The 24,649-nt window shown below is 52.4% G+C and carries 26 protein-coding genes and 4 pseudogenes; 14 read left to right on the forward strand and 16 right to left on the reverse strand.

The genetic code is table 11. The features are described from left to right. Positions 1-79 precede the first annotated feature (79 nt). From QJT81_20900 to QJT81_20910, 3 genes and pseudogenes are all read left to right on the forward strand, one after another. Positions 80-1,483, forward strand: coding sequence for an AAA family ATPase (locus tag QJT81_20900; protein WGZ94207.1), 1,404 nt, complete (start codon positions 80-82; stop codon positions 1,481-1,483). Beyond that, the gene (rtcR, locus tag QJT81_20905) at positions 1,480-3,072 is read left to right on the forward strand and encodes an RNA repair transcriptional activator RtcR (GenBank protein WGZ94208.1); all 1,593 of its coding nucleotides are present in this window, start codon (positions 1,480-1,482) and stop codon (positions 3,070-3,072) included. The genes QJT81_20900 and rtcR overlap by 4 nt, the downstream gene beginning before the upstream one ends. 260 nt (positions 3,073-3,332) lie before the next feature. Then, positions 3,333-4,381 (forward strand): annotated as a pseudogene (locus QJT81_20910) (IS630 family transposase). A gap of 156 nt (positions 4,382-4,537) precedes the next feature. On the opposite strand, the gene QJT81_20915 reads toward QJT81_20910, so the two are convergent. Continuing rightward, complete coding sequence (locus QJT81_20915; GenBank protein ID WGZ94209.1) at positions 4,538-4,972, reverse strand: phosphate acyltransferase; 435 nt, start codon at positions 4,970-4,972, stop codon at positions 4,538-4,540. 93 nt (positions 4,973-5,065) lie between these two features. Between QJT81_20915 and QJT81_20920 the strand changes: the two are divergent. Then, positions 5,066-6,114 (forward strand): annotated as a pseudogene (locus tag QJT81_20920) (IS630 family transposase). On the opposite strand, the gene QJT81_20925 reads toward QJT81_20920, so the two are convergent. Next, positions 6,096-6,455 (reverse strand): phosphate acyltransferase, encoded by a 360-nt coding sequence (locus QJT81_20925; protein ID WGZ94210.1) that lies wholly within the window; start codon positions 6,453-6,455, stop codon positions 6,096-6,098. The pseudogene QJT81_20920 and the gene QJT81_20925 sit on opposite strands and share 19 nt — an antisense overlap. Here QJT81_20925 and QJT81_20930 point away from each other — a divergent pair. From QJT81_20930 to QJT81_20945, 4 genes are all read left to right on the forward strand, one after another. Next, positions 6,454-6,696, forward strand: a complete 243-nt coding sequence (locus QJT81_20930; GenBank protein WGZ94211.1) for a helix-turn-helix transcriptional regulator — start codon at positions 6,454-6,456, stop codon at positions 6,694-6,696. The two genes, QJT81_20925 and QJT81_20930, sit on opposite strands and share 2 nt — an antisense overlap. Before the next feature lie 139 nt (positions 6,697-6,835). Continuing rightward, complete coding sequence (locus QJT81_20935) at positions 6,836-7,270, forward strand: hypothetical protein (protein ID WGZ94212.1); 435 nt, start codon at positions 6,836-6,838, stop codon at positions 7,268-7,270. Further along, positions 7,257-7,814 (forward strand): DOMON-like domain-containing protein, encoded by a 558-nt coding sequence (locus QJT81_20940; protein ID WGZ94213.1) that lies wholly within the window; start codon positions 7,257-7,259, stop codon positions 7,812-7,814. Before QJT81_20935 ends, QJT81_20940 begins: the two co-directional genes overlap by 14 nt. Next, entirely contained in the window at positions 7,798-9,000 is a 1,203-nt protein-coding gene (locus QJT81_20945) for a DUF1343 domain-containing protein (protein WGZ94214.1), read from the forward strand. The genes QJT81_20940 and QJT81_20945 overlap by 17 nt, the downstream gene beginning before the upstream one ends. A 7-nt stretch (positions 9,001-9,007) precedes the next feature. Here the strand turns inward: QJT81_20945 and QJT81_20950 are convergent, their stop codons facing one another. The 4 genes from QJT81_20950 to QJT81_20965 form a co-directional block, all read right to left on the reverse strand. Further along, positions 9,008-10,285 carry an MgtC/SapB family protein gene (locus QJT81_20950; GenBank protein ID WGZ94215.1) on the reverse strand — a complete coding sequence of 426 codons (1,278 nt, stop codon included), beginning with the start codon at positions 10,283-10,285 and terminating at the stop codon, positions 9,008-9,010. Further along, positions 10,282-11,106, reverse strand: a complete 825-nt coding sequence (locus QJT81_20955; GenBank protein WGZ94216.1) for a transglycosylase SLT domain-containing protein — start codon at positions 11,104-11,106, stop codon at positions 10,282-10,284. Before QJT81_20955 ends, QJT81_20950 begins: the two co-directional genes overlap by 4 nt. Positions 11,107-11,182: 76 nt before the next feature. After that, positions 11,183-12,547, reverse strand: coding sequence for a glutathione-disulfide reductase (gene gorA / locus QJT81_20960; GenBank protein ID WGZ94217.1), 1,365 nt, complete (start codon positions 12,545-12,547; stop codon positions 11,183-11,185). A 13-nt stretch (positions 12,548-12,560) separates the two neighbouring features. After that, complete coding sequence (locus QJT81_20965; GenBank protein ID WGZ94218.1) at positions 12,561-13,295, reverse strand: glutathione peroxidase; 735 nt, start codon at positions 13,293-13,295, stop codon at positions 12,561-12,563. A 167-nt stretch (positions 13,296-13,462) separates the two neighbouring features. Here QJT81_20965 and QJT81_20970 point away from each other — a divergent pair, with 167 nt between their 5' ends. Continuing rightward, on the forward strand, positions 13,463-14,560 hold the full coding sequence (locus QJT81_20970) for a hypothetical protein (GenBank protein WGZ94219.1): 1,098 nt from the start codon (positions 13,463-13,465) through the stop codon (positions 14,558-14,560). 56 nt (positions 14,561-14,616) lie between these two features. Beyond that, complete coding sequence (locus QJT81_20975; GenBank protein ID WGZ94220.1) at positions 14,617-14,850, forward strand: hypothetical protein; 234 nt, start codon at positions 14,617-14,619, stop codon at positions 14,848-14,850. 28 nt (positions 14,851-14,878) lie between these two features. Here QJT81_20975 and QJT81_20980 read toward each other — a convergent pair whose 3' ends face one another. After that, positions 14,879-15,820, reverse strand: coding sequence for an ISAzo13 family transposase (locus tag QJT81_20980; protein WGZ94221.1), 942 nt, complete (start codon positions 15,818-15,820; stop codon positions 14,879-14,881). Between the two features lie 17 nt (positions 15,821-15,837). Beyond that, on the reverse strand, positions 15,838-16,110 hold the full coding sequence (locus tag QJT81_20985; GenBank protein ID WGZ94222.1) for a hypothetical protein: 273 nt from the start codon (positions 16,108-16,110) through the stop codon (positions 15,838-15,840). 95 nt (positions 16,111-16,205) lie between these two features. On the opposite strand from QJT81_20985, the gene QJT81_20990 reads away from it, so the two are divergent. Together QJT81_20990 and QJT81_20995 are read left to right on the forward strand one after the other, a co-directional pair. Continuing rightward, positions 16,206-16,343, forward strand: coding sequence for a hypothetical protein (locus QJT81_20990; GenBank protein WGZ94223.1), 138 nt, complete (start codon positions 16,206-16,208; stop codon positions 16,341-16,343). Positions 16,344-16,361: 18 nt separating this feature from the next. Continuing rightward, on the forward strand, positions 16,362-16,649 hold the full coding sequence (locus QJT81_20995) for a hypothetical protein (protein WGZ94224.1): 288 nt from the start codon (positions 16,362-16,364) through the stop codon (positions 16,647-16,649). 183 nt (positions 16,650-16,832) lie between these two features. Here the strand turns inward: QJT81_20995 and QJT81_21000 are convergent, their stop codons facing one another. After that, positions 16,833-17,150, reverse strand: a complete 318-nt coding sequence (locus tag QJT81_21000; GenBank protein ID WGZ94225.1) for a hypothetical protein — start codon at positions 17,148-17,150, stop codon at positions 16,833-16,835. 263 nt (positions 17,151-17,413) lie between these two features. Here QJT81_21000 and QJT81_21005 point away from each other — a divergent pair, with 263 nt between their 5' ends. Then, positions 17,414-18,022 (forward strand): IS30 family transposase, encoded by a 609-nt coding sequence (locus QJT81_21005; protein ID WGZ94226.1) that lies wholly within the window; start codon positions 17,414-17,416, stop codon positions 18,020-18,022. A gap of 4 nt (positions 18,023-18,026) precedes the next feature. On the opposite strand, the pseudogene QJT81_21010 reads toward QJT81_21005, so the two are convergent. The 5 genes and pseudogenes from QJT81_21010 to QJT81_21030 form a co-directional block, all read right to left on the reverse strand. Further along, positions 18,027-19,565, reverse strand: a pseudogene (locus tag QJT81_21010) (IS66 family transposase). A 77-nt stretch (positions 19,566-19,642) separates the two neighbouring features. Beyond that, positions 19,643-20,017: an IS66 family insertion sequence element accessory protein TnpB gene (gene tnpB / locus QJT81_21015; protein WGZ94227.1), complete on the reverse strand. Its 375-nt coding sequence runs from the start codon at positions 20,015-20,017 to the stop codon at positions 19,643-19,645. Then, complete coding sequence (locus QJT81_21020; protein ID WGZ94228.1) at positions 20,017-20,307, reverse strand: IS66 family insertion sequence element accessory protein TnpB; 291 nt, start codon at positions 20,305-20,307, stop codon at positions 20,017-20,019. The genes tnpB and QJT81_21020 overlap by 1 nt, the downstream gene beginning before the upstream one ends. 59 nt (positions 20,308-20,366) lie before the next feature. After that, positions 20,367-20,651 (reverse strand): HAD-IC family P-type ATPase, encoded by a 285-nt coding sequence (locus QJT81_21025; GenBank protein WGZ94229.1) that lies wholly within the window; start codon positions 20,649-20,651, stop codon positions 20,367-20,369. Positions 20,652-20,665: 14 nt separating this feature from the next. After that, positions 20,666-21,990: pseudogene (locus QJT81_21030) on the reverse strand (UPF0236 family protein). 251 nt (positions 21,991-22,241) lie between these two features. Between QJT81_21030 and QJT81_21035 the strand changes: the two are divergent. Further along, positions 22,242-22,652 (forward strand): hypothetical protein, encoded by a 411-nt coding sequence (locus tag QJT81_21035; protein WGZ94230.1) that lies wholly within the window; start codon positions 22,242-22,244, stop codon positions 22,650-22,652. Positions 22,653-22,926: 274 nt separating this feature from the next. Here QJT81_21035 and QJT81_21040 read toward each other — a convergent pair whose 3' ends face one another. Then, complete coding sequence (locus tag QJT81_21040) at positions 22,927-23,904, reverse strand: dimethyl sulfoxide reductase anchor subunit (GenBank protein ID WGZ94231.1); 978 nt, start codon at positions 23,902-23,904, stop codon at positions 22,927-22,929. Positions 23,905-23,917: 13 nt separating this feature from the next. Then, positions 23,918-24,649 (reverse strand): 4Fe-4S dicluster domain-containing protein, encoded by a 732-nt coding sequence (locus QJT81_21045; protein WGZ94232.1) that lies wholly within the window; start codon positions 24,647-24,649, stop codon positions 23,918-23,920.

Raw genomic sequence — 24,649 nt, forward strand, 5'->3', positions numbered from 1 at the left:
GAGAATTCGCCTCTTTCCAACCACTTTAATACACTCCTTGTATTAAGATGTTACACTTTAATGCAAGGAGTGCATTATCATGTTCCATCGTCAAGCCGTCACCGACATTATCCGCTGGTATCAGCAACCCCAACGCAAGCCGCTGGTGATTCGTGGTGCACGCCAAGTGGGGAAAACCACCGCCGTGCGTCTAGCAGGCGCACAACTCGGCATTCCCGTCATTGAAATCAACCTCGAACGCCATGCCGAACTCGAAACCCTGTTCCGGCGCTACCAACTCGATGAACTGCTATTCAATTTCGCCCTGATCACCGGGGAACAAATAACCCCCGACAAACCCATGATCCTGTTTCTGGACGAAGCGCAAGCCACCCCCGCAGCCTACGCCTGCCTGCGCTATTTCTGGGAAGACATGCCCAATCTCGCGGTCATCCTCACCGGCTCATTACTCGATCAAGTGTTGAATGACTGCCAGCTACCCAGCCCGGTAGGGCGTATCGAGCCGTATTTCATGGGCGCATTGCGTTTCGACGAGTTTCTGCAAGCCATCGGTGCAGACAAGGAATTGCGGGCGCTGGACATGCTCAATGCCAGCAATATGCACCTGATTCCCGACAGCCTGCACGAAAAACTGCTGGGGCTGGTACGGCGTTACACCCTCACGGGCGGAATGCCGCATTGCGTGCAATTGGGGTTGGATACGGGCTTCAGCCATGCCGACATCCTCAAATACCAAACTTCATTGCTGCAAACTTATCGGGATGATTTTGCCAAATACCGGGGTTCACAAACCGCGCTGACGTTGAACACTTTTTTCAATGGCATTCTAGGGCAGGTCGGGCAACAGTTTTCCCACAAACAAGCCAATGAACTCGCCACCACCAGTAGCGGAGACAACCGCCAGTTGAATACCGCCATTGAACATTTCCTTGCCGCTCGCTTGTTTTACCGCGTGCTGCACAGCCAGGCGGATGCCGTGCCATTAGGTGCAGAAACCAAAATTCGCATCAGCAAATTTCTGTTTATCGACATCGGCTTATTGCTGGCAGCACAAGGCATTCCAGCCCAAAGCATCCTGCAAGCCCCGCTGGAAATGGCAGGGCGTGGCACGCTGGCAGAACAATTCGTCGGGCAGCAATTACTGTATGCCAAACCCGCTTACATCAACCCGGAACTGTATTACTGGCAACCGCCCAAAGCCGAAGGTCAGGCAGAAGTCGATTTCCTCTACACCCACGGCAACGAAATTATTCCGGTGGAAGTGAAGGCTGGCAGCAGCGGTACAATCAAATCGCTGCAATCATTTGTGGTTAAGAAGCAATCTGAACGAGCGGTACGCATCAGTTCAGCCAAACCCTCGGTCGATAAGCTAGAAGCCAAATCCAATGGGCAAAGCCGCTCGTTCCAATTGTTGAATATCCCGTTTTATCTGGTGAATCGCTTGGATGCTTTGCTCGGCTCAACAACAGGAAACGCGCCATGAAAACTACAGTCATCGGCATCCTCGGCTCACGCCTTGACCACCAAGGCTTAGGCAAACGTCGCCACTCGCGCTGGCGACCGTCGGTCAGCATCCTCATGCACCCCGATTTTCCGGTGGATGAATTCATCCTCATCCACCATAGTGACGAAGCCGCACTTGCCGCCGTCACCCTGCGTGACATGCGCGACCTTGCGCCGCACGCCCGCATCACCCCCTACGTAGTCGACTACGAAAACCCGTGGGACTTCGAGCAAGTCTACAACCAGCTCCACGAATTCACCCGCCAGCAACGTTTCGACCCAGAGCAACACCGCTACTACGTGCACATCACCACCGGTTCACATGTTGCGCAAATCTGCCTGTTCCTGCTTACCGAAGCCAATTACATCCCCGGCAAGTTGTTACAAACCTCGCCGAGTGCGGAAGGCGTGCAGGGCACGTATCAAATCATCGATCTCGATCTGTCGCGCTACGACCAGATTGCCAGTCGCTTCGAGCGCGAAGCCCAAGCAGGCATCGCCTACCTGAAAGGCGGCATCGACACCCGCAATCTCGCCTTCAACGCCCTGATTGCACAACTCGAACAAGTCTCCATCCGCTCCGCCGCGCCCATTTTGCTCACGGGCGCTACCGGTGTCGGCAAATCGCGCCTCGCCAAACGCATTTACGCGCTGAAAAAACAACGCGGGCAAGTCAGCGGCAAACTGGTGGAAGTCAACTGCGCCACCTTGCGCGGCGACAATGCCATGTCCGCGCTGTTCGGGCATGTCAAAGGCGCGTTCACCGGCGCACTCACCGCCCGCAGCGGCTTGCTGCGTGAAGCCGACAAGGGCTTGCTGTTTCTGGATGAAATCGGCGAACTGGGGCTGGACGAACAAGCGATGTTACTCCGCGCCATCGAAGACAAAGTGTTCATCCCCTTCGGCAGCGACAAGGAAACCAGCAGCGATTTCCAACTGATTGCCGGAACCAACCGCGACCTGTTCCAGCGCGTGCGCGATGGCAAATTCCGCGAAGACTTGCTGGCTCGCATCAATTTGTGGACGTATGAATTACCCGGTTTACGCCACCGCCTCGAAGATTTGGAGGCGAATATCGAATACGAATTACAGCACTTCACCCGCAAAGTCGGGCATAAAGTCAGCTTCAACAAAGCGGCACGGGAACAATACCTCGCGTTTGCACAAACCCCGGCAGCAACCTGGCGGGCGAATTTCCGCGACCTCAATTCCAGCATCACGCGCATGGCAACGCTGGCAAATGGTGGGCGAATTACGGAGGAAAGCGTGACGGAGGAAATCCGCCGCTTGCGTTACGACTGGGGCAGTTTCCAAAGCGTGACGGGCAATAACGATCCTGATGCGATGTTGCGCGAAGTATTGGCAGAGGAGGTACTTGCCAATATCGACCACTTTGACCGCGTGCAATTGGCGGAAGTCATCCGCGTATGCCGCGAATCGAAAAGTCTGGCGGATGCCGGACGCACCCTATTCAATATCAGCCGCACGCAACGTGCCAGCGCGAATGATTCGCACCGGCTGCGGGTGTATTTGCAAAAATACGGGCTAACGTTTGGTGAATTGCAGTAAGGCTATTTTGTGCCGCTCAAGGCTTGCACTTCCGCAATCGCGGGTGCTGCACCTTCGAGTTCAAATTGTGGCGGGAAGGATTCGCGCACACTTAACACCTTTAATTGCCCCGCTTTTTCAAGGTTACGAATTTTCGTTTCAACCGGATCAGGTTGCGCAGTCGTACCGTGAACAGTATACCAGTCCGTGCCATAAAATAGTTTTTTTGATCAGGGAAATATGGTTAGATGACTGGTAACAAAAGCAGCCATGAGTAATGTATGACATTAAAAATCACTTTCACTGAGGATGAGATAGCGGAGCTGTTCTACTGGAAGGAGCGCCATCCTCATCCCAGAGTCCGTAAGAAAATGTCCGTGCTGTACCTGAAATCCCAACAGTTGACGCATAAGGAAATCAAACGATTGGAAAGGATTACAGAAGCCACGCTGCTTGCCTACCTAAACGCCTACCTACAACCTAACGGTTTAGAAGCTCTTAAAGAAATACGATTCAATAAACCACAGAGTGATTTGATGGCATATAAAGACAAGATTGAAGCCTATTTTCGTGAATATCCCCCCGCAACCAGCAAGGCGGCAGCCGCTAAGATTGAGGAGCTGACAGGCATCAAACGCAGTGAGGACAGGGTACGTGTCTTTATGAAGAAAATAGGGATGGACATCCATAAAGTGGGGATGATACCCGCCAAAGCTGATGTGGAAGCACAAGAAAAGTTCCTGGAAAATGAACTAAAACCGCGCATTCAGGAGGCTAAGGAGGGCAAACGCGCCCTTTTTTTGTCGATGCCGCCCACTTCGTGTTAGCACCGTTTCTGGGGTTTTTGTGGTCATTTTCCCGCGTATTCATCAAAGCCCCCTGTGGTCGACAACGCTACAACGTATTGGGCGCACTCAATGCGATAACGCTACAACTCATCACGATCACTAACGACTCCTATATCAACGCTAACAGCGTGTGTGAATTATTGGAAAAAATTGCAGCGTTAGCACTCAAAATACCGATCACTTTGGTCTTGGATAATGCCAAGTATCAACGCTGTGAAGCCGTGTTTGCCTGTGCGAAAAGGCTCAATATTGAACTATTATTTTTACCGACCTATTCACCCAACCTCAATCTGATTGAACGGTTGTGGAAGTTCGTCAAGAAAAAATGCTTGTACTCGAAATACTATGATAAGTTTCCCGCTTTCAAGGCGGCCATCACCAACTGTCTCGACAAGCTGGATACCGATCACAAGAAAGAACTGACCCAGTTGATGACAACAAATTTTCAAACCTTTAAAAATGTTCAGGTCTTGACGCTGTAAGGTATAGCGCGAGTAGTCGCAGCAGTGTCAGTCGGTGGGGTGCAAGCACCTAGGGTAGCAAGGCAGAACACCAATAGGCTGAGAGTTTTCATGACCATTCCTTGTTGGGGGGTAGAGACGCAAAAGCTTGCGTCTCTACGGTGGCGTTGTCAAACCTTATACTTTGCGGTTCATCGCTTCCACGCTGGCAAACGCCGCCATGTTCACAATGCCGCGCACGGTGGTACTTTCAGTCAGGATATGCACAGGGTAATTCGTCCCCACCAACATTGGCCCCACTGGCAAGCCATCTGCCAACATCTTGGTCATGTTGTAAGCGATATTCGCCGAATTCAGATCAGGGCACACCAGCAAATTGGCTTCACCCTCAAACGCCGCCCCCTTAAACAAACGGTCACGGATTTCTTGTGACAGGGCTGCATCTGCGTGCATTTCACCTTCCACCCGCAAATCAGGATGCTTCTCACGCAAGATTTCCAGCGTGCGGCGCATTTTGGCGGAATGCACATTCATGCGGCTGCCAAAGTTGGAATGCGACAGCAACGCGGCTTTCGGTTCAAACCCAAAACCTGCCACCAGTTCCGCTGCCAACGCTGTGTTATACCAGTCCGTGCCATAAAATAGTTTTTTTGATCAAGGAAATATGGTTAGATGACTGGTAACAAAAGCAGCCATGAGTAATGTATGACATTAAAAATCACTTTCACTGAGGATGAGATAGCGGAGCTGTTCTACTGGAAGGAGCGCCATCCTCATCCCAGAGTCCGTAAGAAAATGTCCGTGCTGTACCTGAAATCCCAACAGTTGACGCATAAGGAAATCAAACGATTGGAAAGGATTACAGAAGCCACGCTGCTTGCCTACCTAAACGCCTACCTACAACCTAACGGTTTAGAAGCTCTTAAAGAAATACGATTCAATAAACCACAGAGTGATTTGATGGCATATAAAGACAAGATTGAAGCCTATTTTCGTGAATATCCCCCCGCAACCAGCAAGGCGGCAGCCGCTAAGATTGAGGAGCTGACAGGCATCAAACGCAGTGAGGACAGGGTACGTGTCTTTATGAAGAAAATAGGGATGGACATCCATAAAGTGGGGATGATACCCGCCAAAGCTGATGTGGAAGCACAAGAAAAGTTCCTGGAAAATGAACTAAAACCGCGCATTCAGGAGGCTAAGGAGGGCAAACGCGCCCTTTTTTTGTCGATGCCGCCCACTTCGTGTTAGCACCGTTTCTGGGGTTTTTGTGGTCATTTTCCCGCGTATTCATCAAAGCCCCCTGTGGTCGACAACGCTACAACGTATTGGGCGCACTCAATGCGATAACGCTACAACTCATCACGATCACTAACGACTCCTATATCAACGCTAACAGCGTGTGTGAATTATTGGAAAAAATTGCAGCGTTAGCACTCAAAATACCGATCACTTTGGTCTTGGATAATGCCAAGTATCAACGCTGTGAAGCCGTGTTTGCCTGTGCGAAAAGGCTCAATATTGAACTATTATTTTTACCGACCTATTCACCCAACCTCAATCTGATTGAACGGTTGTGGAAGTTCGTCAAGAAAAAATGCTTGTACTCGAAATACTATGATAAGTTTCCCGCTTTCAAGGCGGCCATCACCAACTGTCTCGACAAGCTGGATACCGATCACAAGAAAGAACTGACCCAGTTGATGACAACAAATTTTCAAACCTTTAAAAATGTTCAGGTCTTGACGCTGTAAGGTATATCCGCAAGCTGTTCCGCCGTTGGATCTTCGCTGACGTGCGTATCGGTGAGGAAATACGTCCCCTGCTTCAGAATCAGCATGGTGACAGCCGCCACATCCGTCAAACCGGGACGCGCCCCGATCATGTCGCGCACGTAATGCAGGTGCGAAATGAAGTTACCTTCCACCCCGCAAATCATCGCGTCAGCATCGCCACAACGTACCATCACCGCTGCAATTTGCGTGGTACGTGCCGTCATCACCCGACGGCTATACATGGGCGTAACACCCTTGAAAAGATGTACATATTCATCAACAATCCCAAGAATCCCTATTTTGATGAGTATAACCATCATGTTAGCAGCCATCGGTGAAACCATCCGCTCCGCCCGCAAAGCACGCGGCTGGAGCCAGCAACAACTTGCCGACCTGTGCCATCTCGACCGCACCACCATCGGCGCACTCGAACGCAACGATTTCAACGACCTTGGCATCCGCAAAGTCGAGCGGGTATTAATGGTGCTAGGCAAAACCCTCACCACCAAAGATGTCGGTTTGCCCACGCCTGACGATTTGAAGGCACAACAATATGGCTGAAGTTGACGTTTACACCGGACACGGTTCGCAACCAGTAATGTACATTGCTGAAAACCAAGCCCACCAACAAGGATAATTGAAATTCCCGCCCCCCTACACCACACTTTGCGCCCATCGCTTTATCAGGAAAAATCTCACCATGCACATTGCTGAAAACGCTTTCATGCCACAGGAAATCCCCGCCATGACCCAACTCCACGAAGAAGAGCGGGTCATGCTCAACGCCCTTTACCCCTTACTGGCACAAGCAACGCCGGATATTGCCAGCATCGACGCACACCTCGACGCGCTGCTCCAGCACACCACCGCGCATTTCGAGCAAGAAAACCGCAATATGCTGATCATCGAATTCCGCCCTTACCCGGTACACAAGGACGAACACGACCTCGCCCTCAGCGCCATGAGCAGCGCGTTCGATCACTGGAAAGTCAGCCGCGACCTGCCCGCCTTGCGCCATTACCTCGAAACCGAATTGCCCGCTTGGTTGCAACAACACATTGCGACGATGGACATGATCACCGCGCGTTTCCTGAAAATGCATCAGGACAAAGGCGGCGTGCTTGAATTCGCCTGAGTTACCCACCGTGCTAAGCCTGCATTGCCACCCCAGCACCCCCTGCCCTGCGGTCGATGCCTTGCAGGTGCAAGTAACACCCAGCGCAAGCGGTTTACACCTGCGTTACATACTCAACGGCACACTCGCAGCCCTCAACATTCCCCGCCCGCAAGCCCCGACCGCCACCGATGGCTTGTGGGAACACACCTGCTTTGAAACATTCATTCGCGTGTTGGGTGAAAACCGTTATCATGAGTTCAACTTTTCGCCTTCGAGCCAATGGGCAGCGTATGCATTCAGTGCTTATCGGGAACGGCTGGCATGGCAAGCACAACAGCCGCCCGTGATCAGTACCGCAGTACACGGCAATGAATTCGTGTTGGAAACCTTGCTTGCCAGCGCTGATTTACCCGACAATAGCACCCAACAGCCGTGGCAACTGGGGATAACGGCGGTGCTGGAAACCACCAGCGGCGAAAAATCCTACTGGGCATTGCAGCATCCCGCCACACGCCCGGACTTCCACCATAATGACGGATTTGTACATGCAATTTGGCCTTGACCGCTTTCTAAACGATGCCAGCCTGCGTGCGCCCTTGCACGGCAAACGGGTTGCTCTACTCGCGCACCCTGCCTCCGTCACCGCCGACTTGACCCATTCGCTGGATGCACTCGCCGCTTTACCGGACATTCACCTCAGCGCCGCGTTCGGTCCGCAACACGGCATTAAAGGCGACAAGCAAGACAATATGATGGAATCGCCCGACTTCATCGACCCGCAACACGGCATTCCGATTTTCAGCCTGTACGGGGAAGTACGCCGCCCTACCGCCGCGATGATGGATACCTTTGACGTCTTGCTGGTGGATTTGCAGGATTTAGGTTGCCGTATTTACACTTTCATCACCACCCTGCGCTATGTGTTGGAAGCCGCCGAACAACACGGCAAAAGCGTATGGGTACTCGACCGCCCCAACCCTGCCGGTCGCCCCGTCGAAGGCTTAACCTTACGCACGGGCTGGGAAAGTTTCGTCGGCGCAGGCGCAATGCCGATGCGTCACGGCTTAACGATGGGCGAACTGGGTTTATGGTTTATCCGCGAACTCAAGCTCAATCTCGAATACCGCGTGATCGGCATGGAAGGCTGGCAACCAGAACGGGCAAACGGCTACGGCTGGCCACTGGGTGAGCGTGAATGGATCAACCCCAGCCCCAATGCCCCGAACTTATCAATGGCACGTTGCTACGCCGGAACCGTCATGCTGGAAGGCACAACTCTCTCGGAAGGACGCGGTACGACCCGCCCGCTGGAACTGTTCGGCGCACCCGACCTTGACACTCGCGCCATTATTCGCACCATGCAAACCCTTGCACCGCACTGGCTGCACGGCTGTCGCTTGCGTGAATGCTGGTTTGAACCCACCTTCCACAAACACGCGGGCAAACTGTGTGCGGGGGTGCAAATCCACGTCGAAGCGCCGCATTACGACCACGCCGCGTTCCGCCCTTGGCGCGTGCAAGCCTTGGCGTTCAAAGCGATTCGCCAGTTGTACCCCGATTATCCGCTGTGGCGGGATTTCCCCTACGAATATGAATTCGGCAAACTCGCGATTGATGTGATCAACGGTTCACCACTGTTACGCGAATGGGTGGATGCCCCGCAAGCCACCCCAGCGGATTTGGATGTATTAACCTGGCCTGACGAACAGGCGTGGCTCAAACAGCGTGAACCCTTCCTGCTGTACTAATCCCAAGCTATACCGCAACTGCCCACTGATACCAAGCCACCGTCATCCCTGTGGCGGCAGCCAAGAACAGCGGAATACCTACCCGTAAACCCACACCCCATCCTCCAATACTGAGAGCCATCCCCGCTTTCACCAAAGAATTAACTGCCGCAGCCAACACAATCCCAAACACAGCAGTGGACGCAGTTAAACCGTTTAAACTCATACGTGACAATGACAAGGTGATCGCATCCACATCCGCCACCCCTGATGCGGCAGCCAATAGCAGCACGCCCATTGCCCCGACCCAATCTTGCAGTGCCTTGCCCAACAACATGATCACTGCCAACAATACCCCAAACAGAAAAGCCGTGCGCAATTCCAACGGATTACTCAAATGCACCCGTGGTTCAGCCTGTTGACCTTTCCCCGTGAACCAATACAGCAAGGCAGGCACATAGGTCAGCACCGCCATCAACACAACCGGCAACCACAATAAATCAAATATCAGAGGGTTAATCAGGCTCGCCACTAACAACATGCGCGGAAACATCGTGCCACAAGCCAGCAAAATCCCCGTTGCTAAGACCGGCGCTAATGCAACCTCTTGCCTTGCCAGCCGTGAAAAATTCAAGGTTAAAGCCGTCGATGACACTAACCCACCGAGTAAACCCGTCAGCAATGCCCCCTTGCGTGCCCCCCCCAATTTCAGCGCAAAGTAACCGATGAAGGAAATGGCGGCAATCAACACCACCATCCACCACAGCTCATAAGGGTTTAACGCCTGCCAAGGCCCAAAGCCTTGATGCGGCAAAATTGGCAAAATCACCGCCGACATTAACAACAGTTTAGTGGCTGCCCGCAACTCACTTTCTTCCAGCGCCTGCACCCAGCGGTGCAATTGCGGCTTGTACGCTAACAGTGCCATGGTCACGACACCTGCCGCAACCGCCTCTTCTTCCCTACCGCCCACCGCCAGTAGCCCAAACACAAACACCAGCAAACCCGCCACCAGACTGGTGATACTGACATCTTTACCGTGATTTTCACGCAAATTAACGCCGTAGGTAAGCGCCAAGGCCAGTGCAACGCCAACAAAGATTAAACCAATCGCTACCGCCCCCAATTGCGCCCCTAGCAATGCGGTACAACCACCCAACAACCCCAGCAAACCGTAAGTACGTACCCCAGCAACACGCTTGCCCTCACTGGCATCACGCTGTTGCCAACCACGCTCCACCCCAATCAGCAAACCAATGCCCAAGGCAATCGCAAGGTGATAAAAAATAATCGGATTGGCGCTCATCGTGAGTGCTCAGCCTTGATCAGTTGTGCGATATTCCACAAACTTGGCACGTATTCCACTGCGGCTTTCAGCGATCTATCACCCGGCTGTTCAAGGTGTTGTGCATAGAGAGCGTGGTAAAAATTGGCAAAACTCAACGCCACCCCACGTCTTTCCATGTCTGCCAGCAGGCGTTTGACATTACCCGCCCCCCAGTTATACGCGGTAAACGTCAGCAACCACGCATCGCTTTCGGCAAATCCTGCCACCTTCGCAAAATAGAAATGGTAACGGTGTAAATGCGCTTGTGCTGCTTGGGTACTTAAGGTGGCATCCGAGCGTAATTTATTGATGCCCGTGGTTTTGAGCTTGTCACCAACATAATCCAAAGCCTGAATTTCTTTCAATACCTCTGGAGTCAGTTGCCAGTAACCGTAATCGGCGGATTTTCTACCTTTTTTGCCGTGCCACTGCGATTCCAGATATGCAATCAGCAAAATGCTATCCGGCATTCCCTGCAAATCGACGTTTTTCGCAAACGGATACGAGCGGACAAAGGCATCCAAGTAATCATTGTGACCGTTATCATCACGCCACTGAATTTTGTTGCGCACGTGTTCTGCCACCTGCAAAAACGTGGTTTTACCTTCGCCATGCAATGCATTGCTTAGAAAAAACGCGAACAAATCGTAATGCTTATCCGCCAACTGTCCGATGGAAGATTCTGCGGGTACTTGGTAGGCCACTTTGTGCCATGCGGGGGTTTCCGCCTGTGAAGTGGCATTCAGCGAAAGGATTGTGAATAGCAGTAAGGCAATAGCAGTCCGTATTGAGGATGACATAAACAATCCATTTTGCAAAAGAAAGAATGAGCCTATTTTAGCGAGACTCATTCCCTCTGCATGGATTATTTTTGGCTTATTTCATCGTCACCATTTCTTCGGCACTAACAGGGTGAATCGCAATGGTGTCATCAAAGTCCTGCTTAGTTGCACCCATACGGATAGCAACCGCGAAACCTTGCATCATTTCATCCACACCCAAACCAATGGCATGGCAACCAACGATCTTCTCGTCTTCGCCCACCACGACCAGCTTCATCGCGGTTTTGGCTTTGTGCTTGACGAAGGAGTAATACATCGGGGTAAATTCGGTGCTGTACACCTTCACCGCATCGCCGTACTTTTCCCGCGCCGCTTCTTCCGACAAACCAATCGTGCCAATCGGCGGATGGGTAAACATTACGGTCGGAATCAGGCTGTAATCGACCTTGCGGTCTTTCATACCACCGAATAAACGATCACCGAGGCGACGACCAGCCGCAATTGCTACCGGAGTCAGTTGCACCCCGCGCTTATTGATAATGTCACCAATCGCGTAAACACCGGGAACGCTGGTTTCCTGATACTCGTTTACGTCGATGAAACCACCGGGCGCAAGCTCCAGACCGATGTTTTCCAAACCAATGTCGTCGGTATTGGTCTTACGCCCAATCGCCCACAACAACTGATCCAAATCAGCCAGCACACTGCCGTCGGTGTAATTCACGGTAAGTTTACCGTCGGCTTGTTTTTCCACACTGGCAATTTTCGCCGTGTCGTTGAACACAATGCCATCATGTTCCATTTGCGTGCGCAGGGTTTTCTGCATCAGGCTATCGAAACCGATCAACACGGGGAAACCTTGGTGCAACATGTGCGTTTCTGAGCCAAGTGCATTCAACACACCTGCCAATTCCAGCGCAATGTAACCGCCGCCGACAACCGCGACTTTCGCAGGCTGTTCGTCCAGTTCAAAAAAGCCGTCAGAGGTGATGCCGTGTTCTGCACCGGGAATATCCGTTGGCACAATCGGGCGACCACCCGTGGAAATTACAATGTGATCAGCGGTGTAGTTTTCACCATCGACTTCCAGCGTCTTGGCATCGACGAAACGCGCCTGGCCTTGAATCAGGTCAATGCCCGCTTCCGCCAAAAAGCTATCCATGTACCAATCGGTAATGCCACCGATCATGTTGTCGCGCTTGTTGACCAAGGTTGCCCAATCCAATTTACCGGGCGTTGTCGCAAAACCGTAATCTTGCGCGTCGTGTTGGGCATGAGCCAGATTTGCAGCAAACCACATCACTTTTTTGGGAACGCAGCCACGGTTGACGCACGTACCGCCGAGGTCATCATTGACTTCCACGACTGCGCACTTCGCGCCATGTTTCGCAGCCTTTTCGACCACTGACAAACCACCGCTGCCTGCGCCGATGGCGATTAAATCGTAATGTTGGCTCATGCCCTACTCCTTCTTAGCGTGCTTGCAACCAAGCTTCCAATTTGTCAGAACCGCCAATCAGTTCACCGTTAATGAACACTTGCGGAACCATATCCACACCAGCGATAGCACGCAGGCTGCGGTTGGTATAATCGCGGTTCAATTCCAGTTCGTCAAAGTCAATTTCCGCATCGTGCAACATGCCTTTGGCTTTCGCACAGAATGGGCAACCTTGACGGGTGAATACGGTAACATCCAGTGGTGCTTTTGCATTCGGTGCGATGTAAGCCAGCATGGTATCCGCATCGGAAACTTCAAACGGGTCACCCGGTTTGTTTGGCTCAATGAACATTTTTTCCACCACGCCGTCTTTCACCAGCATGGAATAACGCCATGAACGCTTGCCGAAACCGAGGTCGTTTTTGTCAACCAGCAAACCCATGCCATCCGTGAAGTCACCGTTGCCATCGGGGATAAAGGTAATCTTGTCGGCTTTCTGGTCAACTTTCCACTCGTTCATGACGAACGTGTCGTTGACCGACATGCACACGATTTCATCTACGCCCAGCTTTTTGAAGGTATCTGCCAACTGGTTGTAACGTGGCACGTGGGTAGAAGAGCAAGTCGGGGTAAATGCGCCCGGCAGTGAGAATACGATGACGGTTTTGCCCTTGAATACGTCGTCAGTGGTAACATCCACCCACTCGTGGTTTTGACGGGTACGGAATGTCACGTTAGGGACGCGCTGACCTTCTTTATTTTCAAACATGGGTAGTCTCCTTTTGAGAAAAAACAATTTAACTAATCTTTAACAATCTATAAAACTGATTGGAATGGGCGCAGTATAAGCAGATGCTGATGCATTTCCTAGTGGATTGTTTCTAATGTTATGTTCTGTTTATTCGATGAAGATTATCAACAAAGGTAGGGCACATCATGAAACACATTGTCGTCGACATCACTGCGCACGGCTTCGGTCATGTAGCACAAACGGCTGCTGTATTGAATGCACTCGATGGCAGCAACATTCGCCTCACTCTCCGCTCCAGTGCTGCCGAAACCGTGCTACGCGAACGGATTCGCCATCCCTTCACCTTGATTCCTTACCAACAAGATGCAGGCATGTTAATGCACGATGCGCTGCGGGTAGATACCGCCGCCAGTATGCGCTGGTATACGGATTTTCACGCCACCTATTCCACCCGCAAAACCCAAGCCGTCATTGAATTAGAAAGACTGCAACCTGACTTGCTGTTTGCCAATGTTCCCTACTTGAGCCTGGATGCGGCTGGGGAGCTAGGAACCCCCGCTATTGCGCTGTGCTCCCTCAACTGGGCAGACGTATTCCACAGCTATTGCAGCACATTACCGGGCGCGGACAAGATTCGCGACCAAATCCTCCATGCGTATGCGCAAGCTGAGATCTTTTTGCAACCCACCCCTTCGATGGATATGCACACCATGCTGCATACGCACCCCATTGCACCGATTGCTGCTATCGGTCAGCGTAAGCCTGAGTGGTTAAGGGAAGCTTCCGGGATGCCCGCTCACACCCGTTTCGTGTTGGTCGCACTGGGTGGTTTGGGCATGGAATACCCCTTAGCACATTGGCCGCAGTTACCCGATGTGTGCTGGATTTTTCCAGATACTGCACTAACACAAGCACGCGCTGATTTTATTCCGGCCTCGCTGTTTGGCTTGGATTATGTGGATTTACTCGCGTCTTGTGATGTTGTCATGACCAAAACCGGCTACGGCACGCAAACAGAAGCGGTAGTGAATCAAGTGCCAACCTTGTGCATTACCCGTCAGGGCTGGCCAGAAGAACCCAATTTACCCCACTGGCACACGCAACACGGCGAAGTCAGCTTCACCGATTGGCGCACCATTCAAGCCGGTGATTTCGGCAAGCACATCACCGCATTACTCGAAACAACTTGGCATAAGCCATTCGTTGTGCCTACGGGTGCACGCGATGCGGCAGCGGTGTTACAACACCAAATATCCCCAATGCCCGCGACAGTTCTTGTGTAAGCGGCTATATTGGTTTAATTAAATACCTTAAATTTCCATCACAAGAGGAGTGAGCTATGCAAGACGGTATTATACAAGACAGTATGAAAGGCATTGCTAATATTGCCGACAACCCTTACAAGCACTTACAAAAAATTGCAGGGGAACTGGATAGCTACGACACCCGTGACAAGATTGACCGGGTGTTAGATGAGCTGGATTTTATCCATGAATTAATTGACCCGGAAGCGCAGCCGATGGTGTCACAAGTCACCAAGACCCTGATGGAACGTTACCGCGCTCTCGCCTAAGGAACTGTCCCGAAATAACTTCCCGAAATCAGGGGGACTGAGGGGTAGCGGAGTAGTTCCATTTTGGCAGGAAGTCATCGAACTGGATGGTCATGTTATCCTTGAACGCTTGGGTATACTTGCGCCCGGTTTCAAAAACTTTACTGATGATGCGGACAGCGACCTTCAAGCCAGTGGTGGTTTCCGTTTTTGCCATGTAGTGTTTGGCGGTTTCGACCGTTTCCAACGGCACACCCCGGCAGGCACGGGTCACATGGGGGAACAGTCGGTGTTCAATCGGGTTGTATTTGGAGCAATAGGGCGGGTAGTGGGCGATGCGTATTGTCAGGTTCAGGCTGTCCGCCAATGCCTGCAAGTCTTGCTTGAACAGGTACGCAGAGGAACTGTTGCTGCCACCACCGTCACATAAGACCAACAGCTCGTCAGCTTCGGGGTAGTTGGGTTTCCCTTGCTCACGCCACCATAAGCCAAGGCTTTCGCAGGCAAACTCGGTGGTGTCGTGGCTGGTGTTCAGGTGCAGTGCCGCTTCGTTGCGGGCAAGGTCGTAGATGCCGTGGGGGATCACCTGACCATTGCCATAGCTGGGGAAGTCATGGTCATTGACCTCCGTGGGTTCGACGGCATCCGTTACCCCTTCACGGTAAAAGTTGCCCAGCAGTTCCTTCTTTTTGGTGTCAATGCTGATCACGGGTTTGCCTGCTTGCAGGTAGGTTTGTTTGAGTTGGGCAATCTTTTCAAACTGGGCATTACGGTCAGCGTGTTGCCCCATGGTGCGTTTCTTCTGGGGCTTGCGGCGGCGGTAGCCGTGCTCCCGTAATAGGCGCGACACCACGTTTTTCCCAGCCGATGTCCCCAATGCCTGCACCCGCCGGGCAATCTGCCGACGTGACAGGTTCGTCCATTTCACCGCCTCCCGCATGGGGTCGCCTGCCGTATGATCCTTTAAAACTTGGCGAAAATGGTCATCCAATTGCAGGTGCGTAGCGTTCAGCCGTTTGCGCCCGCCCCTTTTTTTCGCTGCCTTACGGTGGGCAAGCCATCTTCCGATTCCAACTCCGTCAACCCGTGGTGGATGGTTTTGGGGTCACAGTCCAATAACCGGGAAATGTAGTCCTGCCCCCCATGCCCAAGCCGGACGGCTTCCACGGCGGCGTAGCGGCGGCGGTCACGCTCATTGAGCGATTGGTAGAACCGCTGCATTTGTTTTTCTATGGCTGATGGGTAAACATCCATTGGCTCATCCTCGGTGTTGATTGGCATTACTTGGCATTACAAGGGGCTATCTTCCCCCTTTCGCTGTCAGCAGAAAAGAGGGAAGTTATTTCGGGACAGTTCCTAACCCGTATGTCTATCTGATGGATGTTCTGTTGCGCGTTAGTGAGCATCCCGCTTCTCAGGTACAAGATCTTACGCCAAGATGTTGGAAACAACAGTTTGCGGATAAGCCATTGCGCTCGGATTTGTTTGCGGATGTCAACGACGGGCTAGAATGACCGTTTACGCATATTCTGGTGGACACCCTAGGCAACCTGCTTCATGTGAGCGTCCATGCCGCCAACCGCAGTGATACCAAAGCGGCAGACCCGGTTCTGGCGAGGGGTCTCGAAAAGTACCCCTCTATCAAAGCCTTTTCAGGTGATGCCGGTTATGGCGGCACGGCGGTCACGTTTGTGGATGAGACCCTAGGACTGGTGCTGCACATCTCCAGAAAAATCAAGGATGGCTGGGCTGGGCTGTCCTACCCAAGCGCTGGATCGTGGAGAGGACATTTGTCTGGTTGGGCAACTTCAGACGACTGACCAAAGATTTTGAAATCCTCACAGGAACAGCGGAGAACATGGTGCGGATTGCCATGCTGAAAATAACACTTGCGAAATGCGTTTAAGCTTTTGCCAGACAGCTTCTAAAGTCATCTATGAACAGGCATGATGATCAAAAATCAAATAGATCGTTCATGCTTGTTTCTCAATCAGAAAAGATTTCTATCGGGCAACATAAAAACCACCTGACGAACAGGCCGCTCGTGAACTAAAGTCAGCACATGGACTAAGAATAACTTGATCAGACCAACCGTTTAATGTGGTTGGTTGAAAATTTTTGTTGACGCGCCATGCTTTGCATTTGTTAGTACCATCTCTGCAAACTCGCCATTCACCTCGTACATTCGAAGCTTCAGCCTGAGACAGTACTTGCACTGAATCAGATGACACGGCAGAAAGAACATCTGGTAGAGCATCCTCAGCATTTACTGGCAATGCACTAAACATGAAAATCATGGAAATAGTTGCTAACTTAAACATAATTATAACACTCCTTATTTATGGCTAACTTACGCGTTTGCTGGTCAATTAAAATCAGACTAGCTGGAATTAATGTTACTTTTAAATATGAGAATAAATCAAATTACAAAAAATTATTTTTTTAAAAAATTATTTTTATTGATAGGCGAATTCGTATCATAAGTGCATAGCCCGTTAATCGAGGCGGGATGCGGTTTTCCTCATCAGGTCAGAGGCAAAATGTGGTAAAAAGCATCCCGAAAAACCACTGACAGGAGAGCTTCATGGCTTACACACACCTTACCTCTGAGGAGAGGCATTATATCGAAACCCGGCACAAGATGAAGGAATCGACGGCAACAATCGCGTTAACCTTGGGGCGCAGTCAATCGACGATCAGTCGTGAACTGACCCGCAACCGAGGGCAACGCGGCTATCGGCACAAGCAAGCGCACGCCAAAGCGCAACAACGCCATGCGGACAAGCCCAAAGCGGTCAAGTTGACCCCGGAACTGGCGGTCAGCATTGATACGCTGCTGGAACAGCAATGGAGTCCTGAGCAGATCAGCGGTCGACTGAAAGCGGAAGGCAAAACGACTATTTGCCATGAAGCCATCTACCAGCATGTACTCAGGGACAAGCGTGCGGGCGGCAAGCTGTACCTGAACCTGCGCCGCCATACGAAGAAATACCGCCAGCGTTACGGCAGTCAAACGGGCAGCGTCAAAGGCATCCCCAACCGGGTGGACATTGACGAACGCCCAGCGGTAGCCAACCAGCGTGAACGGCTCGGTGACTGGGAAGCCGACACCATGATCGGCAAGGGACACCAAGGCGCACTGGTGACACTGGATGAACGCAAATCCAAGCTACGCCTAGCTTTTCCAGAGTAAACGGTCATTCTAGCCCGTCGTTGATATCCGCAAACAAATCCGAGCGCAATGGCTTATCCGCAAACCGTTGTTTCCAACATCTTGGCGTAAGGTCTTGCACCTGAGAAGCGGGATGCTCACTAACGCGCAACAGAACATCCATCAGATAGACATACGGGTTAATGTCATGCAGGCGGCAGGTGGTGATCAGGCTTTGGATGATGCCCACGTGTTCCGCGCCGAGTTCTGTCCAGCAGAACAACCAGTTTTTCCTGCCCATGGGGATGGGCCGCAGGGCGCGTTCGATGTGGTTGGTATCCATTGGCACGTCGGGATCTTCCAGAAACACGCGCAGTTCGTGTTCGCGGCGGATGACATAACCAAGGGCTTTGGTCAGCGGGTTGGAGGGGATTAAATCGGTACGTTGTAATTGGGTTTGGCACCATTCAAAGAACTGGTCGACCAACGGCTTGCTGTGGGTGAGGCGGTAGGTACGTTTGGCTTCCCCGTCGAGTTTTTTCTCGTTAATCTGGGCTTCGTGCTGATAGAGTGCCGCGATAGTGTCAAGGGCTTGGCGTACTGCTTGTGGTTCAGCGGTTTCGGCGGCAATGAAGGTGCGACGGCTGTGTACCCAGCATTGGGCATGGGTAATCTTGTCATTGGCGTTGACGTAACTGGCATAAGCACGGTAACCGTCGCTGAGCAGTGTGCCGCTGAACTGTTGGCGAAGAGTCTTTTCAATGTGTTGCCGCCCACGGCTGGCGGAGAAGGTGAAGACGATTTCGTCCTGATCCCCGTACAGCGGCCAGAAGTAGCCTTGCTTCATCTTGCCGTTGCCTGCGGGGCTGGCTTTGATGGGGGTTTCGTCCATCGCCAGCAGCTTGCTTTGCAGTACACTGGCGAGTTGCGCTTCGGCAATGGGTTTGAGCAGGTCGATGGCACGTTTCACCGCATTGGTCAGCGTCGTGCGGCTGAGGGTGATCCCCGCTTGGGTCAGGCGTTGGTGCTGGCGGTACAACGGCAGGTGGTACTGGAACTTGTCCACCAACATCCCCACCAAAAAGCTGACATCGGTGACACTACGTTCCAGCACGTTGGCGGGTGCAGGGCTGGGAAGTGGTGGGTTGCTGAGCGAAGCCGAAGCACTGCCCTTACGTTTGATGACCGGGCGCTCGTATTGCAGGATGAGGTAGCTGGCAGGGCGTTGCGCCACCCGATGGGTCACCTGGGTGCCGATCACCTCATACTGGTCAGCCTCTTCCCCCTGAAGTTCCGGCGGGGTGAGGTGAATCACCTTGACCGGGACATCGGCGGTAAAGCGTAACCCGCTGTCATTCACGCAGTCATCCGGGCGCAGCTTGGGGGCTTTACCGCGTTGGTAGGTGACGGTAATGCTTTCACCCTCGGGTGCGGCAACCGGGGCGGCGGCGGGGGCAAACAACGGCAACTGCGCCACCGGTATCTCAACCGGACGCTTTTCCGATTTGCTGCCAAAGACATGTTGCCTGAACCACGCCAATTGGCGTTTCAATTCAGCTATATCCTGTTTCAGGGCAGCATTTTCCTCACGCAACGCCAGCATTTCCGCCACAATCGGCGGCATGGGAACGCTGGTGTCAGACGGGGTGGATGGCTTTAAAATCATGGGCTTATTGTACCAGAATGTGGCTGCACAGGATACTGGTAACGCTTGAATTGTCTGGATTTTTGCACCTCAATGCCCGCCAAAATCAACTGCAAATCCGTCCGGGTCAGTTCGCGCTGCCCGCTGGTTGTCGGCTGCACCCGGTATTGGCCCTGCTCCAGGCGTTGGCTCCATAAGCAATAGCCGCTGGGTTCAAAATAGAGGATCTTCATCTGGGTTTTACGTAGGTTCACAAACACGAAATAATGCCCACTCAGGGGATTTTGCCCTAACTGGTTTTTCACCAAAGCGGTCAGCCCCGTAAAGCTTTTGCGCATGTCGGTGGCTTGGGTGCATAGCCAGATGCGGGCGGTGGCTGCGGGGGCAAACATCAGCGTTGGCTCAGGCGTAGTTCAACACCATTCCCCAAACTCAGCACAATGTGCCAGCCTTGCCCCAGCGCGGCATGACCCGCCGATAATGCTCCCAAGTCGATGAAGGTATTGGCGGGAACGGCTGGTTCCTCCACGCCATCTGCGGAGCGTAGACGCTGCCGCCATTGGCAAAAACTGGCGTAACCGATACTGTGCTGTTCACAAAATGCCGGGGCGGATAAGCCGCTGGCTTGCCATTGGCTAATGAGGGTTTGCCATTCGCTGGCGCGGCGGTGAGGGCGTTTCATTGAGGTTTCCTTCGGTTGTTCAGGTTGGAAACCAGTTTAGGACGTGGAAATCGCGAGGGCTAGACGTGCTGAAATGGTCGCTTACGAATCAGTGCCAATACAATAATCGGCATGTGTACTGCGAAGGTGAACGCGGTAGCCTTGGTGATATTGTCGTAAATGCGCCGCCCCTGCCGAATCGCCGCGACGATGCTGGCAAAACTGTCATCCAGTAACACCAACGCGGCGGCTTCGCGGGCGACATCCGTGCCACGTTCGCCCATGGCAATGCCAATATTGGTGGCCTTGAGTGCAGGGGCATCGTTAACGCCATCGCCGGTCATGGCGACTACGGGTGTGAACAAAAGTGCGGTAAACCTCATGCCGCCTCAGCGGTGTTTCGCCAATAATGCTTCCATTGCTGGTTTCCCCGCATGACCCTCAACGCCAACATATCCGCCGCATTATCACTTTTCCACCATGCCCCCGATTTTTTTAAGCGTTGCTGGATGATGTAACGGTGTGCACTTTCTATTTCGCCCGACCCCACGGGCAATCCGAGGGATTTTGCTGTCGGGTAATCCAGTTGCTCAATGCGGTTGCTCAGGTAACGGTGACAAGCTCGTACTGGGGCGTTACTGTCTTCTACCGTTTCTGCTTCGAGGAAAGGTTTCAGTGTGTCGATGACCGCTTGAGCTTGACCATCCTGTAGGGCTTTTTTCTGTTTGGCAAACCATTTATCCTTGTCCTTGAGGCATGAACAGCTTGCGGATGCTGCTGATAGGTATTCACAAACATGATAAAAATCAATCAGGTAATGTCCTTGTGTGCCAAATTGTTCATCCACTTGACGGTTGATCCAGCTTGCCCCATCACCCACCGCATGGAGGAACGTGCTTTTTCCAAATCCAGCACGGCAGGCGGTGTCGAATAAGATTTTTCCAGCATCTTCTACCGTGCCACCGAATATTGCGCCAAACGTTGGCGTAGCACTGCCTTTGGCGTGGGCAAGACACAGGCGGGCTTCTTTCCAGCTTTCCTTTTTGCCTTTGCGCTTGTCGGGGGCTGTTTCGTCAATCTCGACGATGGGGATCATGCTGCCGTCCATTTCGGCAATGACATAGGCTTTTCCCAACGTGCTTGGATAGTCTTTTATCAACACTTGGGATTCATGGATGCGTTTGGCGTGACCTTCGGTGATGTGTCGGATGCTGCTGGATGCCAGCCGTATCCCGTAATGTTCTTCTAATTTATCAGGCACTTGAGCAAATGAACAGTCCGCCCCAAAGTCCGTCACCGCCCGTTGCAGCGGGAGCGAACAGCCTCGGCAAACAACCTCGGCACTCTGGCTAAAGGGGCGGACACGCTTGCCGGGAATCCGGTAGACCGGTTCGCTTATGTGGATTTTTCCGTAGGTCGTGTGCCAATGACAGTTTTTTTTCCACTCTTTACATACTTCCCAATGCCTTCTTCACAGGCTGGGGCTGTGCATTTTTCTACACGTTTGTTTGCCCATGCAGTGATCGCATCATTTCCCATTTGGCGCAGTTCTTCTATCACCCGCTGTTCGGCGTCTGCTGCTTTGATAATGTCATCACCGGCATTTTCAACCACCTCGATTAGCCCTTCCATCCGAGCTTTTAATGCGGGGTTGCGGTTCAAGGCTTCTAAAAGTTTTTGGTCGCGGGAGCTAACTGTCAACATGGGAAAGTCCTTTTTCTCTGGTTTTAGGGGATGCCATCTTAGTCTACAGGACACCGCACTTTTGTTCACACCCCGGATAAGCCGCTGGCTTGCCATTGGCTGATGAGGGTTTGCCATTCGCTGGCGCGGCGGTGAGGGCGTTTCATTGAGGTTTCCTTCGGTTGTTCAGGTTGGAAACCAGTTTAGGACGTGGAAATCGCGAGGGCTAGACGTGCTGAAATGGTCGCTTACGACGCACCCGGATTGAAACCTTGTTTGATGCCCTGAAAAATACCATGGGCGCATTCCGCTTCCACTTCTGGAGCCGTTACCTGCCGCGCCATTCCCGGCGACCTACCGCCAATCGGCATCTCAAAGCCCCCCAAGCACAGCACCTCCCCACGGTGGTGGCCTGCTGGCAGGCAATGGAAACCTTTGTGTTGTGTGCCTGCATCGCCACCGGTTTGCTGCAACTGTTTTCCCTCAAGTACCATGAGGGGCTGTGGAAGCAGCAGGTCTTGTATTTGCGCACCCGTTCCCGTGAATTGCCTTCCGAGAACACCGTGCGACAGATTTTGGCACCACTACTGGCACGGCAATTACTGCGCTCTCCCCCCAAAGCCTTCTGGTGGCGAATTAACGCGGCTGTCAACGGCGATGAGGAGGATGAAGGGCAAACATGAACCGCTAACAGCGGGAAAATAACTATAATCAAGGGGTTAAAACAGCAGTTCAGTAAGGCTGCTGCCTAACATCATGCTTGGTTTTGGGGGAATGTCACGACTGTTGAGTACTGAAAAATCGTGACTTTTAGTGTGCCAATCACAGTAAAATCCTGCCTGAAGTCGCCAACATAAAAGTTGTGAGCGGTCTTAAAGAAATGACTAACGGCAACTATGCGCATACAAAAACGCCCGCATCAGCGGGCGTTTTCACCATCACTCACCACCAAGCCACTTACGTCGCCTGATAGTAAAGATTCTGCGGATGGTTTGCCTGTGCGAAGAAGAACCAGCGTTCTGCCAGCAAGCCCACGTACTGAATCAACGCCGCCGCCAGCAACACCACCGCAAACTGATTCGACCAACCAATCACCACCAGCGTCACCGGCACAATAAATGCCATGATCAAGAAAAACACCTTGATCCCTTGCATGAATTGCAGGCTTTTATGATGGAAAAACTCACGGGTATTGAACGAGCCGCCCATTGCCCCTTGTGAAATCTGGGTAATCTTCGGGTGACGTACCCCAATGGCGGTGCAAGCCGCGCTCTTACGCTTAATTCGCCCATTACGGCGCAACGCAAACATACGGCTCACAAACCCCAGCAAGGTAAACACCAACGCCCACAAGGCATACGCATCCACCAGCGTGCTACAGTAATACGCACTCAGCGCGGCAGCCAACGAAAACCCCGAAGCCAAACCCAACAGCGTGTAGTTCACAATCGTCAACGGCGTTGCCCATTCCTGAATGAACTTAATCGCCGCGTAAATCATCCCCGTGCAAATATACAGCAAGAACGCTAACACACCCGCGACCAAACCCACCAACAAGGTCAGTTTGACCTCCACCGTCCCTGCGGTAAAGATAACCGGATCAATTCCCAAATAGTGCAACGCGCCCCAGATGAACGCCGTCCCCGCAAACGCTGGCAACACAATCACTTCACGCGCCAACCAGGAAGTCCGCCACATGGTCGCCGCTCGCCACGCCCGCTCTGGTCTTCCCAAATGGAAAAACGAGGCAAACAAACCCAACGCCATCAACACCGTCACGATGACCGTGCCAGCAATGTACAACGCTTGCGGCGACATGGCATCACCCACCACCCCAAACGTGTTGTAAACCTGACCCGTATACAGCGCCAGAAACAAGCCCTGACCCGCACCAATCAATGTGGTCAAAAAAATGACCGAAAAAGCAGGATGCATAAATCCAATCTCCTTAGAACAGGAAGTCGTCCAACGATGGCAAGTCAGAGCTGACCGGCGCACGCTGTTCTTCTTTCTTCAACGGGTTATCAATACGGTTCAACGATTCCTCAGTGACATGCGACTTGATTTTTTGCCTAGGCAGGTAATGGTTCGCAGGTCGTGTTCCCCATTCTGGCATTAACTGATAACCGCCACGTTCATTAATTGCCACCGACACTTCCGACATCGGGTCATGCACGTCACCAAACAGCCGCGCACTGGTTGGGCAAGCCAACACACACGCCGGTTTACGGCGGGCTTCCGGCAAGGTGGTGTCGTAAATACGGTCGACGCACAAGGTGCACTTCTTCATCACCTTCTGCTTTTCGTCGATTTCCCGCGCACCGTAAGGGCACGCCCACGAGCAATACTTACAGCCAATGCACTTGTCGTAATCGACCAGCACAATGCCGTCTTCCTTGCGCTTGTAGCTTGCACCCGTGGGGCAAACCGGCACGCACGGCGGGTCTTCGCAATGCAAACAGCTTTTCGGGAAATGCACCGTTTCGACGTTGGGGTATTCGCCCACTTCAAAGGTTTGCACGCGGTTGAAGAACGTTCCCGTCGGGTCTTTGCCATACGGGTTTTTGTCCACCATGCCACCGCCGCCTTCGCTGGAGGTGTTCCATTCTTTACACGATGTGACGCAGGCGCTACAGCCGACGCACACATTCAGGTCAATGACCAAAGCCAACTGGGTCAT

The sequence above is a fragment of the Candidatus Thiothrix putei genome (assembly GCA_029972225.1).
Classification (GTDB): Bacteria; Pseudomonadota; Gammaproteobacteria; order Thiotrichales; family Thiotrichaceae; genus Thiothrix; species Thiothrix putei.

What these genes read in the sequence shown, in the direction of transcription:
- QJT81_20900 (WGZ94207.1), top strand. Translation starts at nt 80, where the DNA reads ATGTTCCATCGTCAAGCCGTCACCGACATTATCCGCTGGTATCAGCAA.
- rtcR (WGZ94208.1), top strand. Translation starts at nt 1,480, where the DNA reads ATGAAAACTACAGTCATCGGCATCCTCGGCTCACGCCTTGACCACCAA.
- QJT81_20930 (WGZ94211.1), top strand. Translation starts at nt 6,454, where the DNA reads ATGTTAGCAGCCATCGGTGAAACCATCCGCTCCGCCCGCAAAGCACGC.
- QJT81_20925 (WGZ94210.1), bottom strand. Translation starts at nt 6,455, where the DNA reads ATGATGGTTATACTCATCAAAATAGGGATTCTTGGGATTGTTGATGAA.
- QJT81_20935 (WGZ94212.1), top strand. Translation starts at nt 6,836, where the DNA reads ATGCACATTGCTGAAAACGCTTTCATGCCACAGGAAATCCCCGCCATG.
- QJT81_20945 (WGZ94214.1), top strand. Translation starts at nt 7,798, where the DNA reads ATGCAATTTGGCCTTGACCGCTTTCTAAACGATGCCAGCCTGCGTGCG.
- QJT81_20950 (WGZ94215.1), bottom strand. Translation starts at nt 10,285, where the DNA reads ATGAGCGCCAATCCGATTATTTTTTATCACCTTGCGATTGCCTTGGGC.
- QJT81_20955 (WGZ94216.1), bottom strand. Translation starts at nt 11,106, where the DNA reads ATGTCATCCTCAATACGGACTGCTATTGCCTTACTGCTATTCACAATC.
- gorA (WGZ94217.1), bottom strand. Translation starts at nt 12,547, where the DNA reads ATGAGCCAACATTACGATTTAATCGCCATCGGCGCAGGCAGCGGTGGT.
- QJT81_20965 (WGZ94218.1), bottom strand. Translation starts at nt 13,295, where the DNA reads ATGTTTGAAAATAAAGAAGGTCAGCGCGTCCCTAACGTGACATTCCGT.
- QJT81_20970 (WGZ94219.1), top strand. Translation starts at nt 13,463, where the DNA reads ATGAAACACATTGTCGTCGACATCACTGCGCACGGCTTCGGTCATGTA.
- QJT81_20975 (WGZ94220.1), top strand. Translation starts at nt 14,617, where the DNA reads ATGCAAGACGGTATTATACAAGACAGTATGAAAGGCATTGCTAATATT.
- QJT81_20985 (WGZ94222.1), bottom strand. Translation starts at nt 16,110, where the DNA reads ATGCCAATCAACACCGAGGATGAGCCAATGGATGTTTACCCATCAGCC.
- QJT81_20990 (WGZ94223.1), top strand. Translation starts at nt 16,206, where the DNA reads ATGGATGTTCTGTTGCGCGTTAGTGAGCATCCCGCTTCTCAGGTACAA.
- QJT81_21000 (WGZ94225.1), bottom strand. Translation starts at nt 17,150, where the DNA reads ATGTTTAAGTTAGCAACTATTTCCATGATTTTCATGTTTAGTGCATTG.
- QJT81_21005 (WGZ94226.1), top strand. Translation starts at nt 17,414, where the DNA reads ATGGCTTACACACACCTTACCTCTGAGGAGAGGCATTATATCGAAACC.
- tnpB (WGZ94227.1), bottom strand. Translation starts at nt 20,017, where the DNA reads ATGTTTGCCCCCGCAGCCACCGCCCGCATCTGGCTATGCACCCAAGCC.
- QJT81_21020 (WGZ94228.1), bottom strand. Translation starts at nt 20,307, where the DNA reads ATGAAACGCCCTCACCGCCGCGCCAGCGAATGGCAAACCCTCATTAGC.
- QJT81_21040 (WGZ94231.1), bottom strand. Translation starts at nt 23,904, where the DNA reads ATGCATCCTGCTTTTTCGGTCATTTTTTTGACCACATTGATTGGTGCG.
- QJT81_21045 (WGZ94232.1), bottom strand. Translation starts at nt 24,649, where the DNA reads ATGACCCAGTTGGCTTTGGTCATTGACCTGAATGTGTGCGTCGGCTGT.